Annotated in this window: 14 protein-coding genes; 11 read left to right on the forward strand and 3 right to left on the reverse strand. The window is 51.1% G+C overall.

Annotation, left to right across the window (positions count from 1 at the left end):
* Positions 1-4: 4 nt before the first annotated feature.
* From M1L66_RS10900 to M1L66_RS10945, 10 genes are all read left to right on the forward strand, one after another.
* On the forward strand, positions 5-1,840 hold the full coding sequence (locus M1L66_RS10900; RefSeq protein WP_434692881.1) for a sensor histidine kinase: 1,836 nt from the start codon (positions 5-7) through the stop codon (positions 1,838-1,840).
* Positions 1,818-3,362, forward strand: a complete 1,545-nt coding sequence (locus tag M1L66_RS10905) for a response regulator transcription factor (RefSeq protein ID WP_434692883.1) — start codon at positions 1,818-1,820, stop codon at positions 3,360-3,362. Before M1L66_RS10900 ends, M1L66_RS10905 begins: the two co-directional genes overlap by 23 nt.
* Positions 3,337-4,839, forward strand: coding sequence for a sulfatase (locus tag M1L66_RS10910; RefSeq protein WP_434692885.1), 1,503 nt, complete (start codon positions 3,337-3,339; stop codon positions 4,837-4,839). Before M1L66_RS10905 ends, M1L66_RS10910 begins: the two co-directional genes overlap by 26 nt.
* A 64-nt stretch (positions 4,840-4,903) precedes the next feature.
* Complete coding sequence (leuS, locus tag M1L66_RS10915; protein ID WP_434692886.1) at positions 4,904-7,306, forward strand: leucine--tRNA ligase; 2,403 nt, start codon at positions 4,904-4,906, stop codon at positions 7,304-7,306.
* Positions 7,307-7,649: 343 nt separating this feature from the next.
* Complete coding sequence (locus M1L66_RS10920) at positions 7,650-8,726, forward strand: ABC transporter substrate-binding protein (protein ID WP_187021432.1); 1,077 nt, start codon at positions 7,650-7,652, stop codon at positions 8,724-8,726.
* Positions 8,727-8,745: 19 nt separating this feature from the next.
* Positions 8,746-9,531 (forward strand): ABC transporter permease, encoded by a 786-nt coding sequence (locus M1L66_RS10925; RefSeq protein ID WP_434692889.1) that lies wholly within the window; start codon positions 8,746-8,748, stop codon positions 9,529-9,531.
* A 1-nt stretch (position 9,532) separates the two neighbouring features.
* Positions 9,533-10,330, forward strand: a complete 798-nt coding sequence (locus tag M1L66_RS10930; RefSeq protein ID WP_187021428.1) for an ABC transporter permease — start codon at positions 9,533-9,535, stop codon at positions 10,328-10,330.
* Positions 10,306-11,085: an ABC transporter ATP-binding protein gene (locus tag M1L66_RS10935; protein WP_187021426.1), complete on the forward strand. Its 780-nt coding sequence runs from the start codon at positions 10,306-10,308 to the stop codon at positions 11,083-11,085. The genes M1L66_RS10930 and M1L66_RS10935 overlap by 25 nt, the downstream gene beginning before the upstream one ends.
* Before the next feature lie 11 nt (positions 11,086-11,096).
* Positions 11,097-11,846 carry an ABC transporter ATP-binding protein gene (locus tag M1L66_RS10940; RefSeq protein ID WP_110325894.1) on the forward strand — a complete coding sequence of 250 codons (750 nt, stop codon included), beginning with the start codon at positions 11,097-11,099 and terminating at the stop codon, positions 11,844-11,846.
* A 222-nt stretch (positions 11,847-12,068) separates the two neighbouring features.
* Positions 12,069-12,899: a MerR family transcriptional regulator gene (locus tag M1L66_RS10945; protein WP_187021424.1), complete on the forward strand. Its 831-nt coding sequence runs from the start codon at positions 12,069-12,071 to the stop codon at positions 12,897-12,899.
* A 205-nt stretch (positions 12,900-13,104) separates the two neighbouring features.
* Here M1L66_RS10945 and M1L66_RS10950 read toward each other — a convergent pair whose 3' ends face one another.
* Positions 13,105-14,304 (reverse strand): coenzyme F420-0:L-glutamate ligase, encoded by a 1,200-nt coding sequence (locus M1L66_RS10950; protein ID WP_434692893.1) that lies wholly within the window; start codon positions 14,302-14,304, stop codon positions 13,105-13,107.
* 269 nt (positions 14,305-14,573) lie between these two features.
* Between M1L66_RS10950 and M1L66_RS10955 the strand changes: the two genes are divergently transcribed.
* Positions 14,574-16,271, forward strand: a complete 1,698-nt coding sequence (locus M1L66_RS10955; protein WP_434692895.1) for an alpha-glucosidase — start codon at positions 14,574-14,576, stop codon at positions 16,269-16,271.
* 179 nt (positions 16,272-16,450) lie between these two features.
* Here M1L66_RS10955 and msrB read toward each other — a convergent pair whose 3' ends face one another.
* Both msrB and mscL read right to left on the reverse strand, forming a co-directional pair.
* Positions 16,451-17,395, reverse strand: a complete 945-nt coding sequence (gene msrB, locus M1L66_RS10960) for a peptide-methionine (R)-S-oxide reductase MsrB (RefSeq protein WP_434694237.1) — start codon at positions 17,393-17,395, stop codon at positions 16,451-16,453.
* Positions 17,396-17,562: 167 nt separating this feature from the next.
* The gene (gene mscL, locus M1L66_RS10965) at positions 17,563-18,018 is read right to left on the reverse strand and encodes a large-conductance mechanosensitive channel protein MscL (RefSeq protein ID WP_055655536.1); all 456 of its coding nucleotides are present in this window, start codon (positions 18,016-18,018) and stop codon (positions 17,563-17,565) included.
* Positions 18,019-18,021: the final 3 nt, after the last annotated feature.

Consider the following 18,021-nt stretch of genomic DNA (forward strand, 5'->3'; position numbering starts at 1 on the left):
GTGGGTGAGCGAGATAAAAAAGTATTGGGAGAAGTTTAAACAGGCGTTCGGGAAACTGAAGACTCAGTTGTATTTAGGATACGGCGTTACCTTTGCCGTCCTTTCCATCCTGATTATCAGCTTTCTGTTTCTGGGAGTAAAACAGCTGATGATGGACCAGATCGGCCAGAGCCGTCTGGATGTATTAAAACAGATTTCAGAGCGTTCCAACACCATAAAAAACAGCACCATCACCATATCCAATCTGTACCGGTATGATGAAGAGGTGCAGAGATGCTTAAATGAGAACGGCCTCTCGGAGGAAGAGATGGAGCAGGCCGGACGCTACTTAGACGGGGTGAAGGAGAACTACGACAGGGTATTTCACGATGTGGGGGTGGCCTACGACGTGGTGATCCTGGGAGATAATGGATTCCGTTACGCCTCCAGAGGGCGGGACCACTACGATTTTGACGGGCTGGAGAGCCAGCTCTGGTATAAGCGGAGCTACGACGCGGAAAATGATATCGTGTTTATCAGCAGCTTCCGGGAGAAGTTTGATTTATCGAGCAGGGAAGAGCGGTACGTATTCGCAGCCTTTCGCCGGGTGGCCGGAACGGAAGGCGGGGAAACGGGAACGATTCTCGTCAATGTGGATGAAAAATATCTGGAAGACTTATACGGAACGGCCGAAGACCGGAGCAACCTCTATATTTTCGATAAGAAGGGCAACATTGTCTCCAGCCGGGAGAAATCCCTGCTTGGAAAGAACTTTATCGGAGTTGATAATTTCAGACGGCTTTACGGGGAGAATGAGTACCACATTATCAAAAAGCTGGGACAGGACTATCTGCTGTCCAACTATTATGATCCCCAGACCGGCTGGACGATTGTGGAAGAGATGCCGTGTGCCGTTATACTGCAGCCTTTAAACCAGGCGCTGGTGCTTCTCTTGGCGATTGTAAGCGGCTGTCTTCTGGCCGGGACGGGAGCGGCCTGCTATATGTCGGAACGGATATCGAAGCCGATCCTGAAGCTCTGCCGCCTGATGGACCGGGTGAAGCAGGGGGATTTTGATGTGATCAGCGACATCCGGGGATACGAGGAGGTCAATCAGCTGAAGGATAGCTTTAACGAGATGGCGGCTGAGATTAAGAAGCTTTTGGAGGACATTCGGGACAATGAGATGCAGAAGCGCAAGTCAGAGATGGATTTCTTAAGAGCGCAGATCAATCCGCATTTCCTCTATAATACGCTGTTTTCAATCCAGTGCATGATCGAACTGAAAAAGAATGACCAGGCAGTTCTGATGATGGCGGCCTTTACCGACCTTCTGAAGAAGACGCTGTCTGTGGACACGGATTTCATCACCCTGAAGGAGGAGTTTGAAAGCACGGAAAAATACCTGGTGCTGCAGCAGATCCGGTATGGGGACAAGATTCATTATGAGTGTGAGATGGGGGCGGAGACGGAGCGGTGCCTCGTTCCTGCGCTGATCATACAGCCGATTGTAGAGAATGCCATCTTTCATGGAATCGAGGCAAAGGAGGAGGCGGGGCTTATTATCGTGGAATCCGTTGTTTCGGAGGGAGCCCTGCTGATCACCGTCTCCGATGACGGCGTGGGGCTTGACGAGAAGGAGCTTGCCCGGATGACGGCGCAGTTTGGTGAACGGGAATACCAGTCCGAAAGATCCATCGGAATTCTCAATGTGTTAAACCGGATCAAGATTAATTTTGGAGAAGAGTATGGGCTAACGTTGGAAAGCGAGCCGGGAATCGGCACCTCGGTTACCATGAGGCTTCCCGTAGTGCTTAAGGAGATGCAAGGGGTAAATCATGAAAATACTGATAGTAGATGACGAGAGAATGATATGCGAGTGGCTTCAGTTCTGTATCGGGCAGAACCCAGAGTGCCAGCTGACCGGCTGCGCCCATAACGGAGAGCAGGCACTCGCCCTGTTTCAGGAAAATGAACCGGACGTGGTTTTTACGGATATCAAGATGCCGGTTATGGGAGGTCTTGAGCTTTTAAAGCGGATTAAGGAGATTTCTCCGGAGACGGTTGTGGTCCTTTTGACCGCCTTTGCCGAATTCGATCTGGCCAGGGAGGCCATACGGCAGGGCGGAGACGACTACCTGCTTAAGACGGAGATGAACAACCAGTCGTTTAAGGAGGTTCTGGAACGGTTAAAAAAACGGGTGACTAAGCACGAGGTATCCAGAGGCGGGGCAGAGACGGAGAGCACCGGCCGCCAGCATTCCATTATCGGCGATATTTTACGGGAGGGAAGGACTCTGGGGGAAGAGGATGTAAAGAAACTTAGAGAATGCAATATCCGGTGGCGTGATGAGGGGCTGTTTGCCGTGGCTGTGTGGAAAAAAGAGGTGCTGGAGGAATTCATCCTTCCGGAGAATCCGGAGGTTCACCATGTGGTGGGATTCGAATACGACAGGCTTACGTACGTGATTGTGGGGAATCTGGAGCGGGACAGGACGGAACTGCAGAAAATCCAGCTGCTGCAAGAGTATGGGACAGCTATTGTACAGAAAAACCGTTGTATGGCGGGAATCAGCACGGTGACGGGCAGTCTGGCCCATGTGGCGGACGCGATTATCGAGGCAGCCTGCAGCTTAAGCCGCGGTTATTATATGGAAAAAGAGAAGGTCTGGCCGGCGGAGATGGCGGGAAGCGAGATTCGCAGCCTCGTGAAGCGCTGGGAGAGCGGATACCGGAAGACGCGGCGCGAGCTCTACGAGGTGTCCGGCCAGGAATTCTACCAGACCATGGAGGCGGTGCTGGACCATGCGAAGCAGGAGGGTGTATTTCCAGTCTGCATGTTTGCCGCTTTCTGCTGCGACGCCATGGAGATGGCCTATATGCGCTTTGCCGGCGAGGATGCAAAGCTGATGCACCACATGCTTCTGGAGGAGAAGCGGGCGGTAACCGAGTCTGTCAGCTATGCGGAAAGCTGTGGAAAGGTGAGGGAATTTATCCGGAACGCGCTGGCCTATCAGGAGATGGATGAGAGAAATCTGTCAAAGGGGGTGGCTGCAGCTGTGGACTACGTGAGACATCATTACAGCGAACCGATCAGCCTGGAGAGTGTGTCCAGGGAGGTTCATTTAAATACGGAGTATTTGTCGAGAATTTTTAAGGAGGAGACAGGCTGTACCTACAGCGCATTTCTCTCTGAGACAAGGCTTCAGAAGGCGGCTTATCTGCTGTCCCATACGCCGGAGCGCGTCCAGAAGATCGCGGAATCGGTGGGATATCCGAATGTCAGTTATTTCTCGACGACTTTTAAGAAACGCTACGGGGTCAATCCCTATGAATACAGGAGAGGAGAAGAAAAAGATGCGGGTAATCATGGTAATGTTTGATTCATTGAACCGGAATATGCTGAATCCTTATGGAGGGAACCTGGCGGCCACGCCCAACTTCAACAGGCTGGCGGAGCATTCCGTCACATTTGACAACTGCTACGCGGGGAGTCTTCCCTGTATGCCGGCCAGGCGGGAGCTTCACACGGGGCGGTATAATTTTCTGCACCGGAGCTGGGGGCCGCTGGAACCATTCGATGATTCCATGCCGGAGATTTTAAATCACAGCGGAATACATTCCCATATGGTGACGGACCATTACCACTATTTTGAGGATGGGGGCGCCACCTACCATACGAGATACCGGACGTGGGAAGGCTTTCGGGGGCAGGAGGGGGATGCCTGGAAGGGCGTTGTTTCCCCGGATCAGATTCCGGAAGGATACAGAAACCGCTGTGACGGGGTGGCAGATAACTGGGAACACAATTGGGTTCCGCAGGATTTTGTCAACCGTTCTTATATGGAGACCGAGGAAAAACAGCCGCAGAGCCTGACGTTTGAAGCCGGATGCAGTTTTATCCGGACAAATCACGGGGCGGATCAGTGGTATTTACAGATTGAGACCTTCGATCCTCATGAGCCGTTTTTCTCCCAGGAAAAGTTTAAGAAGCTGTTTCCGGATCCCTATAACGGCGGCGTCTATGACTGGCCGGATTACCGGAAGGTGGATGAGCGGGACACGCCGGAAGAGATTCTTCACCTGAGGGCGGAATACGCGGCGCTGCTGACCATGTGTGACGAGAAGCTGGGAGAGGTGCTGGACCTGCTGGACGAGTACGGCATGTGGAAGGACACCATGGTCATTGTAAACACAGATCACGGTTTTCTACTGGCTGAGCACGGTCAGTGGGCCAAATGCCACTGCCCTTTCTACAATGAAGTGGCCAGAATTCCGCTGTTTATCTGGGATCCGGTGACGGGGGCCAGGGGAATTCACGCGGACAGCCTGGTTCAGACCATCGATCTGCCGGCGACGATTCTCGCTCAGTTCGGGCTCCGGCTGCCGGAGGACATGGAGGGAGTTCCGCTCCAGCCGGTGCTTGCAGACAGTGGGAAAGCGGTGAGAAAAGCGGCGCTGTACGGCATTTTCGGAGGGCAGATCAACTGTACCGATGGGAGATATGTCTATATGAGGAGTCCTGTGGATACAGATACCGGGATTTATCAGTACACGCTGATGCCGACCCGCCATGGCGGCCGCAGAGCGTTTATCGAAAACGGGGAACTGGAGAAGATGACGCTGTCAGAAGGCCTGTCCTTTACCAAGGGGCTTCCGGTCTTAAGAATTCCATATGGGAAGGAAGTTGGCCAGGCGAAGTACGATACCATGCTGTTTGATCTGGAGAATGATCCCGGCCAGGAGCATCCGATACACGATGAGGAGGCAGAGCGGTATATGGCAGCGCTTATGGCGGAACGGATGAAGGAAAACGGCTGCCCGGAGGAAATTTTTATGAGATACGGCTTAAAAAAGTAAAACCTTGCATTTTATGGAAGGAATCTATATAATGGTCGTATCAGCAAAAAAATGGAGGCAGATTATGAAGCACGATTTTAAAAAGATAGAACCCAAATGGCAGAAAAAATGGGACAAGGCCGGTATCTTTCAGGCTGTGGACAACGATGAGAGGCCGAAATTTTACGGTCTGGTAGAATTTCCGTACCCGAGCGGAGCCGGTATGCATGTCGGCCACATCAAGGCGTACTCAAGCCTGGAAGTCATTTCGAGAAAGCGCAGAATGGAGGGATATAACGTCTTATTCCCAATTGGATTCGACGCCTTTGGACTCCCGACAGAGAACTACGCGATCAAGACAGGCGTGCACCCGAGAAAGATTACAGATGACAACATTGCCAGATTTTCCAATCAGCTGAAAAAAGTGGGATTCTCCTTCGACTGGTCGAGAGTTGTCGACACGACGGATGAAGATTATTATAAATGGACCCAGTGGATTTTCTTAAAGATGTTTGAAAAGGGCCTCGTGTTCCGTGACACGGCTCTTGTCAACTACTGTCCTTCCTGTAAGGTCGTTTTATCCAATGAGGACAGCCAGGGCGGAAAGTGCGATATCTGCCACAGCGACATCGTTCAGAAGTCTAAATCGGTGTGGTTCTTAAGAATCACGGAGTACGCGGACAAGCTCTTAAATGGCCTGGATACCGTGGATTACCTGCCGAATATCAAGCAGCAGCAGGTAAACTGGATCGGCAAGTCGGAAGGCGCATTCGTGGATTTCAGCCTTGCAGACAAGGACGAATCCTTCCGCATCTATACGACACGTCCGGACACGCTGTTTGGCGTCACCTTCATGGTCATTGCGCCGGAGCATCCGATGATCGACAAGTACGCGGATGAGATCGCCAATATGGAGGCGATTAAGGCGTACAGAGAAGAGTGTGCGAAGAAGACGGAGTTCGAGCGTACCCAGCTGGTAAAAGAGAAGACGGGAGTCTGTATCGATGGACTAAACGCGGTTCATCCGCTGACCGGCAAGAAGATTCCGATCTATATTGCGGACTATGTTATGATGGGATACGGCACCGGTGCGATTATGGCTGTACCGGCCCATGACGACCGTGACTATGAATTTGCCAGGAAGTTCGGCATCGACATCGTGCAGGTAATCGAGGGCGGCGATATTACCGAGGCCGCGTACGCCGGCGACGGCAAGATGATCAATTCCGATTTCTTAAATGGCCTGACGAATAAAAAGGACTCCATCGCCCGCATGGTGAAGGAGCTGGAGAAGCTGGGTGTCGGTGAAGCCGGTGTTCAGTATAAGATGAAGGACTGGGCGTTTAACCGTCAGAGATACTGGGGAGAGCCTATTCCGATCGTTCACTGCCCTGACTGCGGCGTCGTTCCGGTTCCTTATGAGGAACTGCCGCTCTGCCTGCCGAAGGTGGATAATTTCGAGCCGGGTCAGGAGGGAGAGTCGCCGCTTGCCGGAATCGAATCCTTCGTAAACTGCACCTGCCCGAAATGTAAGGGAGCCGCGAAGCGTGAGACGGATACCATGCCTCAGTGGGCCGGATCTTCCTGGTACTTCTTAAGATATATCGACCCTCATAATCAGGAAGCGCTGGCTGATCCTGAGAAATTAAAATACTGGATGCCTGTTGACTGGTACAACGGAGGCATGGAGCACGTAACACGCCATATGATCTATTCCCGTTTCTGGCACCATTTCCTGTACGATATGGGAGTGGTGAACACGGAAGAGCCTTATGCGAAGCGTACCGCTCAGGGCCTGATCCTCGGTCCGGATGGGGACAAGATGAGCAAATCCAAGGGCAATGTCGTGGATCCGCTGGACGTTGTGGAAGAGTTCGGTGCGGACGTTCTGCGAACGTATGTCCTGTTCATGGGCGATTACGGCGCGGCCACACCGTGGAGCGACAGCTCCGTAAAGGGCTGTAAGCGTTTCCTGGAGCGTGTTGCCGGACTGTGTGAGATGGCCAGCGGAGAGGGCGTGACACCGGAACTGGAGACCGCGTTCCACAAGACGATCAAGAAGGTGTCGAACGACCTGGAGGAAATGAAGTTTAACACAGCGATAGCTGCACTCATGGGCCTGCTGAACGACATTTATGCGAAGGGGCAGATCACCAAGGATGAGCTTATCATCTATATCAAGCTGTTATGCCCGATCGCTCCGCATGTGTGCGAGGAGATCTGGGAAAGCCTGGGCGGAACGGGATTCCTCTCCATGGCGAAATGGCCGGTATACGACGAGGCAAAGACCATGGATTCAACCGTGGAAGTCGGCGTGCAGGTGAACGGAAAGCTCAGAAGCGTGGTGGCACTGCCTGCGAACTGTGATAAGGAAGAGGCATTTGCCATTGCGGTGAAGGACGAGAAGATTGTGCCGCTGCTGGAAGGAAAGACGATAGTTAAAGAGATTTACGTTCCTAACAAGATCGTGAATCTGGTTGTGAAATAAATAAAAGTAATATCCATTCACAGAAAAACGGGTAAAGAATGTCATTCTCTTTACCCGTTTTTCTGTGCCTCGCGTAAAAAGTCAAAATATAGAAACAAAAGTAAGAATTTAAAAAGTGATTTTCGGTCCGTATGCTCGTTTGATCTGAAATGCAAAAGAAAAGTAAAATAATAGAAAAATCAGCCCCTGGCAGCCGGGCTATAATGGGCTCATAAGAGGAAAACACGGATAACTTATGAGTTGGTTGCGGCAAGTCGAGTGTTCATGTGTTTTCCAATTGACAGTAAGGACCTATTATAACGAGTCGCTGTACTAAGCTCGTGAAATACCAGGAGGAATCGATATGAGACAATGGAAAAAAGTATTACGTTCAACTATGGCCCTCGGCCTTGCACTTGCACTGACAGCCTGTGGAAGCGCGGGCAGCAGCCAGAGCAGCACTGCTGGAGGAAAGGATGCAAAGGTGGAGGCGTCAGGGGATCTGCCAGTGCTTCGTGTGGCAATGATGCCGTTTATCACAAGCCTTCCGACAGAGTACATCAGGAAAAATAAGCTGGACGAAAAGGCCGGATTTAAAATGGATACCATCATGTTTGCAACAGGTGCTCCCATGAATGAGGCGCTGGCCGCCGACTTGTGGGATGTGGGCTCCATGGGCGCCGCGGCCGTCACCGGTGTGGCAAACTATGACATGATGATTATCGGGGAAGTCCTGGAGTCGACAGACGGCCTGGGAGTCTTCGTAAAACCGGATTCACCGGCAGCGCAGGAAAAAGGCTACAATCCATCGTATCCCAATGTCCTTGGAAGCCCGGAGACGGTGAAGGGAATGACGATTCTTCTTCCGATCGGCACGGCTCAGCATTTTACCACATTAAAATGGCTGGAAAAACTGGGACTGGGTATCACCGATGTGAATATTGTAAATATGGATACGGCACAGGCTTACCAGGCACTTTTAGCAAACCAGTGTGACGCGGTAGCCTTAAATGTACCGACGTTCTTTGAAGCCGTGAATGACGGCATGGTACAGGTAGGAAATCTCGCCGATTTAGGAACCCGCTACGTGGACATGGTTGTAGGCAATCGAAAAGCAGTGGAAGGAAAATCGGAGCTGGTTCAGAAATATATGGACTGTGTTGTGGAAGCCTGCAAGGCGTTAAATGAAGATCCCGACATGGCGGCTGATCTGATGGTGGATTTCTTAAAGGATGCGGGAGCAGAGGCCAGCAGGGAGAGCTGTGTCAGCGACTTGGGACGTGTGCAGTTTATCACCGCGGCTGACTGGAAAGACCGTACTTTAGGCAATTTCGCAAGGGAACTGGGAGAATTCTACATAGGCTTAGGACAGCTGGAACCGGAGCTGATGGACAAGTTTGACAGCAACATCGATCCGGAGTTTGTCAAAGGGGTAAATTAGAGAAAGTGAGGGAACGCAGATGAAAGAAATTGCTGCAAAGTATAAGTACCGGATTCTGTCGGTGTGCTCGGTTCTCACCGTCCTGTTTATCTGGGAAATGGCAACCGATATTCTGCATCTGATTTCTCCCATGATGCTTCCAAGCCCGGCAAAGGTACTGGACACGTTTATCTACAAGCTGACAGGAGGGGTCAATCCAGATGGAGCGACCCTTCTCCAGCATATCGCGGCCAGTATGAAGATTGCTCTTGGAGGATACGTGGTGGGAGTGTTGATCGGAGTGCCGCTGGGAATTGCCATGGCCTGGAGCCGTAAATTCGAGATGTTTGCCAAACCGCTGTTCGATGTAATCCGGCCGATTCCGGCGCTTGCGTGGATTCCGCTGATGATTCTCTGGCTGGGAATCGGTTACTGGTCAAAGGTAGGAATTATCTTTTTTGCGGCGTTTATCAGCGCAACCATTAACTCCTACGCCGGAATCAAGAGAACGAGCCAGGTTCATTTATGGGTAGCCAGGACGTTCGGTGCATCCAACAGGCAGATGCTGTTTAAGGTTGCAATACCGACGGCTCTTCCCATGATTTTTACCGGCTTAAGGCTGGCACTCGGTTCTTCCTGGGTAGCTCTGGTGGCAGCTGAGCTCTTAGCAGCGACGAGAGGGTTAGGCTACATGATTCAGGTGGCAAGAATGCTGGGACGCCCCGATGTCATCATCGTGGGAATGATCACCATCGGTGTGATTGGTTATCTGCTTTCCTTTATCCTGGAAAAGCTGCAGAATAAATTCGTCAAGGGAGGAAAATAGAATGGAAAGCGCATCCAACCGTTTTTTAAAGAAAAATATGGCCGCCGTCATGACGGTTGTGGCATTTGCATCCCTGCTTATCGTATGGGAAGCCGTGGCCCGGTTTACCAATGCAAAGATGTTTCTCCCTCCTGCATCGGAAATTCTGTGGAAATTCTTCGAGAGCTTTACGGTACCAATCGGAAGGCATACCATGCTGGTGCATATCGGCGTAAGCCTCTACCGCGTAGGTGTTGCATTCTTCTTTGCGACAATTGCCGGCATTGCGTTAGGCGTGTCCATGGGGTATTCGAAAACTGTGGAAGCCATCATCAAACCAATCTTTGAATTTATCCGCCCCATTCCGCCTCTGGCATGGATTCCCATGTCCATCCTGTGGTTCGGACTGGGCGATCAGAGTAAGTTTTTCATCATTTTCCTGGGCTGCTTCTGCTTCATTACGGTCAATACGTATGACGGAACGAAAAATGTGGACTCTGTCCTTTTAGGAGCCGCCAGAATGCTGGGAGCCTCGGAACGTCAGGTATTCTTCCGGGTAGTTCTGCCCTCGTCGATTCCTTACATTTTCGCAGGACTTCAGATCGCCATCACGGCAGGCTGGTCGGCCGTCGTCGGTGCGGAAATGGTGCGTTCGGATGAGGGCGTTGGCTGGCTCATCGTCATGGGAATGACAAACGGAAACACCGTTCAGATCATGGTAGGAATGCTGGCCATCGGCATTGTTGGATACGTTCTGGCAACGGCCATGGCAAAACTGGAAGGGAGGTTGTGCATATGGAATCAGCAGCAGGGACTGTAAATGAGGTGCTTCGGTGCGGCCACGTTTCTAAGGAGTTTGACAGCTACGATGGCTCCGGAAAGAACCACGTGCTGAGGGATGTTGACTTTTCTGTCCGTGAAAATGAATTCCTGGTGCTTTTCGGACCGGGACAGTGCGGGAAGACTACACTGCTCAATATTCTGGCAGGCCTCGACACCCCTACCTCCGGTGAGGTCATCGATCACGGCAAAAAAGTGGAAAAACCGGCGCCGGAACGCGGCGTTGTGTACCAGAAGACGGCGCTCTTTCCGTGGCTTACCGTTATGGGAAATGTAGAGTTTGGACCCAGGGTGCGTGGCTTAAGCAAGGACGAGCGGAAAAGAAAAGCGGACCATTATATCGACCTGGTTGGATTAAAGGGATTTGAAAAGAGCTATCCCTCCCAATTGTCCGGAGGCATGCGTCAGCGTGTTGGAATTGCCAGGGCCTACAGCAACAATCCCGACCTGATGCTCATGGATGAGCCCTTCGGCCATCTCGATGCTCAGACCCGTTATATGATGGAAGAAGAGCTGCAGAGGATCTGGCAGAAGGAAAAGCGCACGGTTATCTTTGTCACAAATAACATCGAGGAGGCCTTATTTCTGGCAGACCGGATTATTCTGATGACAAACTGTCCATCCACCATTAAGAAGGAATACATCATCGATATGCCGCATCCGAGAAGCTACGTGGACCCTGAATTTCTCCGCCTCCGCCAGGAGATTACGGAAAATATGGATAAATCGCTGTAAAGGAGGCGCTCATGGAAGAAAAAAGGGAAACAAAAGTAAAGGTAATGAATTTGACGAAGAAGTTCGATGATCTCCTCGTGCTGGATCATATCTCTTTCGATGTGAAGAAAGGGGAGTTCCTGTGTATTGTCGGTCCTACCGGCTGTGGCAAGACGACTTTTTTAAACAGCCTGACGAAGCTTTACCAGCCAACAAGCGGAGAGATCCTGATTAACAATGAGCCTGTGGATTTGAACAAACACAGCGTCGCATACATTTTTCAGGAGTATTCCACCATGCCATGGCTGACGGTGGAGGAGAATGTGCGGTTTGGTCTGGAGATTAAGCACACGGATCAGGAAACCACGGACCGAAAGGTAAACGAGTATTTAGAGGTGGTAGGCCTTACAAAATACCGGAAGTACTATCCGGATCAGCTCTCTGCCAGCATGCTGCAGAGGGTGGTAATCGCCAGGGCGTTTGCCACGGAGCCGGAGCTGCTGCTGATGGATGAGCCGTACGGACAGCTGGATATCGAACTGAGATTCAAGCTGGAGGACGAACTCTTAAATCTCTGGAAGAGGAACGGGACTACGGTTATCTTTATTACCCATAATATTGAAGAGGCGGTTTATTTAGGGGAGCGTATTCTGGTGCTTACCAATAAGCCTACCAGTATTAAGAAAGAGATTCGAAATGATCTGCCGAGGCCGCGGGATATTGCGGCGAAGGATTTTGTGGATTTGAGAAATGAAGTGACGGATCTGATTAAGTGGTGGTAAATTCTAAAGGTGCATACCGGAGGAAGTATCTGCCGGAAGATCTGGCAGTCTGCTTAAAGAAACGCTGAGAGAAATAGGACGCCCGGAGAGGGCCGGGCCTCCTGCTGCTCTCAGCGTTTCTTTCTTTTCTGGCGGGACCTCTGAAATGTAGAATTTCATTTTTCTATTGACATTAAACCTTGTTGAACCCTTATAATGAGGGAAAGAAGGAGGCGAAAGACAATGACGATTAAGGATATGGAGCGGCAGGTGGGAGTTACGAAGGCGAACATCCGCTTTTACGAAAAAGAAGGGCTTTTGTCACCGGCACGCGGTGAGAATAATTACCGGGAATATACTGAGGAAGACAGGGAGGTGCTGGAGAAAATCAAGTATCTCCGGATGCTGGGAGTCACGGTTTCCGATATCCGGCAGTTTCAGCAGGGGAAGCGGTCTCTTTCACAGCTCCTTAAGGAGCGGGAATACCAGCTGAAAGAGGAGGAGGCCGCATTGAACCGGATGAAACTGGTGTGCCTGGAATTAAAGAAGAGGGACTGGGATTTTCAGACGCTCGATACGGGACTATTTGATCTGCAGATGAAGGTTTTAGAGAGGAGAGGTGCGGAACGTATGAAGAAAGACAGAACAGAACCTGTGATAAAGCTGAGACGGATCGTCTGGTTTTTTGCCATGTGCGGAATCGCGTCGCTGGTATTTTTCCCGGTGAACTCGGTCTTAAGAATACCGGTTTCCGAGACAGTCATAACCGTCTGGACACTGTCCGTCACTGTGCTGGCTCTGGCGGCCTCTGTATTGCAGGCTGCAGCAGCCGGACATGGGGAGGAGGAGACAGAAAAGAGAAAGCGGGGAGAGATGCTGGTGAAGCGCGCCGAAAACAGACGCCTGCGGTATGAAAAACAGATCGTGGGACTGAATCAGATCTGTCTCGCCAGCCTCTTCGTAATCCCATTCAACCGAATGCTGGAAATCCAATGGCCATTGTGGCTGACGGCCATCTGGTTCGTGCTTGTCTTTGGATCGGCCATAGCGGTAGTGGTGGTGAAAAATATATGAGCGAGGGGTGCTGGAAAGGAACCAGGTGCTTTTAATGAGCCGGCAGCAAAAAGGAACCGGCGTCCGCCAATATACATTGGCCGGACGCCGGTTCCTTTTTATTCCCGAGAGCATCGAGCTGGACGGACAAGCGGGTATGTCCCTCCGGCAACTGACGTGGAAGTCAAAACACATGCACAACACATGCAGGCGTTAAGACAGTTCCTTACTTCGTGTAATTATCAAAATATCCCTGAATGAAGATAATCGGTGTTCCCTTATCTCCGGAACCGGAGGTTAAGTCACATAAGGAACCGATTAAATCCGTTAAACGTCTTGGGGTGGTACCCTGGGAAGCCATATCGCCCACCAGATTGTCATCCTTTGTACGGATTCTCTCAGAGATGGCCTTCTTTAACTCCTCACCGCTTAAATCGGCGAAATCGTTATCTGCCAGGTATTTTAACTTAAGCTCGTTGGGCTGTCCTTCCAGACCTTCCGTGTAAGCCGGTGAAACGACCGGATCAGCAAGTTCCCAGATTTTTCCGACCGGATCCTTGAATGCGCCGTCGCCGTAGATCATCACTTCCACGTGCTTGCCGGTGCGCTCCATCATCATCTGATGAACTCTGTCAACGAATGGCTGGCAGTCGCGCGGGAACAGCTTGACAGTCTCTTCCGTTGCCTTGTTGGAACCGAGGAGTCCGTAGTTCTCATTGTATCCGCTTCCGTCGATGGACGCGGTCATGATGTCATCGAGACAGCAGACCTTTTTTGCTCCTGCAGCCAGAAGGCGGCGTTTGCTTCTCGCTCTGGTGTGGATGTCACAGCAGATCACGTTGTCCGTATACTTTAAGATGGTGCGGCAGTCATTGGCCAGAACGACCTCGACCTCTGCGCCCTGCTCTTTGATCACGTCCTTGTAGTACTCGATATAGTCAACACCGGTGAAGGTGTGCTTTTTATAGCCGAACAGCTCTCTGTATTTCTCTTCGCTCAGCACATCAGTCCATGGATTCACGCCCTTTGCATCCAGCTCATCCTCGTCGATTAAGTGGTTGCCGACTTCATCGGAAGGATAGGAGAGCATAAGCACGACCTTTTTCACGCCGCGGGCAATTCCCTTTAAGCAGATGGCGAAACGGTTACGGCTTAAAATCGGGAAAATAACTCCGACTGCCTCATCACCGAATTTCTCCTTTACATCCGCTGCGATGTTGTCGATGCTGGCGTAATTGCCCTGCGCTCTTGCAACGACGGCCTCCGTAACGGCAACGATATCTTTATTCTGAATCTCAAAGCCGTAGCGGCTGCTGGCGGCAGCATCTATAACGGAATCTACAACGATTTTTGCAAGGTCATCTCCTTCACGAATAATCGGTGCACGTACGCCTCTTGAAATTGTCCCTATCAAACGTTCTTCCATAGTCATCATTTCTCCTTATCATTATCTTTCGCATTTTCCCCTGTTTAGAAAAAGACTGCCTATCTATTATAAAAGAAAAATCATAAATATACAAACGTTTTTTAGCAAAATACGGCATTTTTTGTACTTTCTCCGGCCTGAAGCACGGTTTTGCAGTGGCGCGGCAGAGAAGACAGCAGAATTGTGTTAGAATTGGGAAGTATACTGCAAGAAATGTCAGACGCTCCGTATTATAATGACAATACATTTGAGACAACAGGAGGAAGACCATGGAAAGAAAATGGTGGCATGAGAAAATAGCCTATCAGATTTATCCCAAGAGCTTTAACGACGGCAATGGGGATGGAATCGGTGATTTGAGAGGAATTATAGAGAAACTCGATTATTTGAAGGAACTGGGTATTGATATTGTATGGATATCGCCGATCTACCAGTCTCCCTTTGTGGACCAGGGGTACGATATTTCCGATTATTATAAGATTGCCCCGGAGTTCGGCACCATGGAGGAGTTCGATGAGCTTCTGGCCGAGGCGAAGAAGAGAGGGATTGAGATCGTTATGGACCTGGTGATCAACCACTGCTCCGACCAGCATGAATGGTTTCAGAAGGCGCTTGCCGATCCATACGGCGAGTACGCGGACTATTTTTACTTTGAAAAGGGCAGGGACGGCGGCGCTCCCAGCAATTACCGGTCTTATTTCGGAGGAAGCGTCTGGGAGCCGGTTCCAGGCACCGACCTCTACTATCTGCACCTGTTTGCAAAGGAACAGCCGGATTTAAACTGGAATAATCCGAAGATGAAGGAAGAACTGTTTGCCATGATCCGCTGGTGGCTGGAAAAAGGGGTGGCCGGATTCCGGATCGACGCCATCATCAATATTAAAAAGGATCCGAATTTCCCGGATTTCCCGGCAGACGGTCCCGACGGGCTGGCTTCCTGCACCAAAATGGTGGAAGAGGTCGAGGGGGTCGGCGAGCTGCTGGAGGAGCTGCGGCAGAAGGCCTTCGATCCGTATCAGGCATTTACGGTTGCGGAAGTATTTAATATGAGGGAAGAGGAACTGAAGGAATTTGTGGGAGAAAATGGTCACTTTTCGACGATGTTCGATTTCTCTGCTCATCTGCTGACGGGAGGGGAACACGGCTGGTACGACGCAAAGCCAGTCAAATTCTCCGAATGGAAGAAGACCGTAATCGAATCCCAGCTGGAGGTTCAGAACGTGGGTTTTCTGGCCAATATCATCGAAAATCACGATGAGCCCCGCGGCGCGTCCACGTATCTGCCGGAGTATGCGATGAATCCCAGAGGCATCAAGATGCTGGCGGCTGTTAATATCCTTCTTCGCGGCCTTCCGTTTCTCTATCAGGGACAGGAGATCGGAATGAGAAACTGCCCCATGGATTCCATAGAAGATTACGACGATATCAACACGAAGGACCAGTACCGGATGGCTCTGGAGGCTGGCTGTACAGAGGAAGAGGCACTTGACGCCTGTATCCGTTACAGCCGCGACAACGCGAGGACACCGATGCAGTGGAGCCATGGGAAGGAAGCCGGATTTACGACGGGAAAGCCCTGGCTGAAGGTGAATCCCAATTATACGGAGATCAACGTGGAGGACCAGTTAAAAGACGAGGATTCAGTCCTTCATTTCTATAAAAAGCTGATTGCCCTTAGAAAATCGGAAGCGTACCGGGAGACGCTGATCTTTGGCAGATTCGTCCCGGCATTTGAGGCGGACGAGGATGTCTTTGCTTTCTATCGGGAAAGCGAGAGCGGAGAGCGGATATTTATCGCCGCCAATTTCGGAAAAGAAGAGAAGAGGTTTAAGCTTCCGGAGAAGAATTACACGGTTCTCCTGACGAATGATGACAGTGCTCCGGAGGGGACACTCAGTACCCTGGAGAATGACGGCACACTTTGTCTGAAGAGCTGCGGAGCAGTCGTTTTGCGGGAAGAAGCATAGTTTACCGGGAGCACCTGTTTCCGACCGTCCGAATTATGGAGGCCGGGCTGGTGCTCCCGGTTCTTTTCTTTATGCATACATGATTCTAATCGTTTTAAGTTCGGTTACCTAGTACAGCGTTGCGCAAGTTCCAGTGAATTCTGCACTCGCTATTGACGCCAGGGGCATCTCTGATGGTCTCAGACGAGATCCATATAATCCCGGTAGCCCTCTTTTTCCATCTCCTCATACGGAATGAAGCGAAGCGCCGCGCTGTTGATACAGTACCGCAGTCCGCCCCTGTCGATGGGGCCGTCGTCGAAGACATGGCCCAGGTGGCTGTCTCCCGCCCGGCTTCGGACTTCCGTCCGTTCCATGTGATGGCTTTGATCTTTGAGCTCCTGTACCGAAAGGGATTTGACGGGTCTCGAGAAGCTGGGCCAGCCGCATCCGGAGTCAAACTTATCAGAGGAGGAGAAGAGAGGTTCCCCCGTAACGATGTCCACGTACAGTCCGCGCTCGAAATGATTGAAATACTCATTCCGATAGGGGTGTTCTGTCGCCTGATTCTGTGTAACCTCAAATTGAAGCGGCGTCAGCCTGCTTTTCAGCTCTTCCGGAGAGGGGACCGTATAGCTGCGCTTTTTTCCAGGGCTTTCGACGGAATCGTGATCCCTGCGAAGCCGTTCCTCCTCGTTAAATACATCCGCTTTTCTGACATCAATATGGCAGTAGGCGCCCGGATTCTTCTTTAAATAATCCTGATGATACTGCTCCGCGGGATAGAAATTGTCAAGCGGAAGCACCTCAGTTACGACCGGGACGGTATACTTTCTTTGCTGTCTGGAAATGGCGGCTAAGATGGGTTCCCGGTCCGCCGGATCTTCGTAATAGATTCCGGTGCGGTACTGGGTTCCGCGGTCGTTTCCCTGCCGGTTTAAGATGGTAGGGTCGATGACTGCGAAATAAGCCTCCAGCAGAGTCGAAAGCTCCGTCTCCTCCGGCCGGTAAATGAGTTTAACCGTCTCCGCGGCGCCGGTAGTGCCGGTGCAGACCTGTTCGTAAGTGGGATATTCCACCAGGCTGTTTCCGTATCCGACCTCTGTTTCGCAGACGCCGTCCAGTCTGGACATGTATTCTTCCATGCCCCAGAAACAACCGCCTGCCAGGTAAATGGTTTTATGCTGATTCAAATCGGCAGCCTCCTTTCCGATGCTGTTTCTTACGATTCCCTGATCGGGCAGTCTTTATTCCCGCGAGCAACGAGCCAAACGGACACGCTGGCGCGTCCATTTGACTCTTGCAGGCAATACTACTCGGCATTCTGCTGTGCTTTCAACAGATCGCGGATTTCCGCCAGCAGTTCTTCCTGTGTCGGACCAGCCGGTGCAGCTTCTTCCTTTTTTTCTTCCTCGTGACGGAGACGGGAACTGATCATGGCTACCGCTTTGATCATAAAGAACATACAGGCGCCGATAATCAGGAAATCCAGAATATTCTGAAAGAAAAGCCCGTAACGGACGGCAGCTTCGGCCTTAATAATTTCGCCTGCCGCATCTTTTACAGCCGGGCTGAGAACAATTTTAAAGGTATCGAAATCAGCGCCTCCCGTGACTGCGCCCAAAAGCGGCATCAGAATATCATTTACCAGAGAGGTAACAATCTTACTGAACGCCCCGCCTATGATGACGCCGACCGCCATATCGATGATATTCCCTTTCAGAATAAACGCCTTGAATTCCTGCATGACTCCCTTTCCCTTACTCATGAT

Origin of the sequence: Hungatella sp. SB206, from assembly GCF_051132295.1 — a bacterium.
GTDB classification, from domain to species: domain Bacteria; phylum Bacillota; class Clostridia; order Lachnospirales; family Lachnospiraceae; genus Hungatella; species Hungatella effluvii.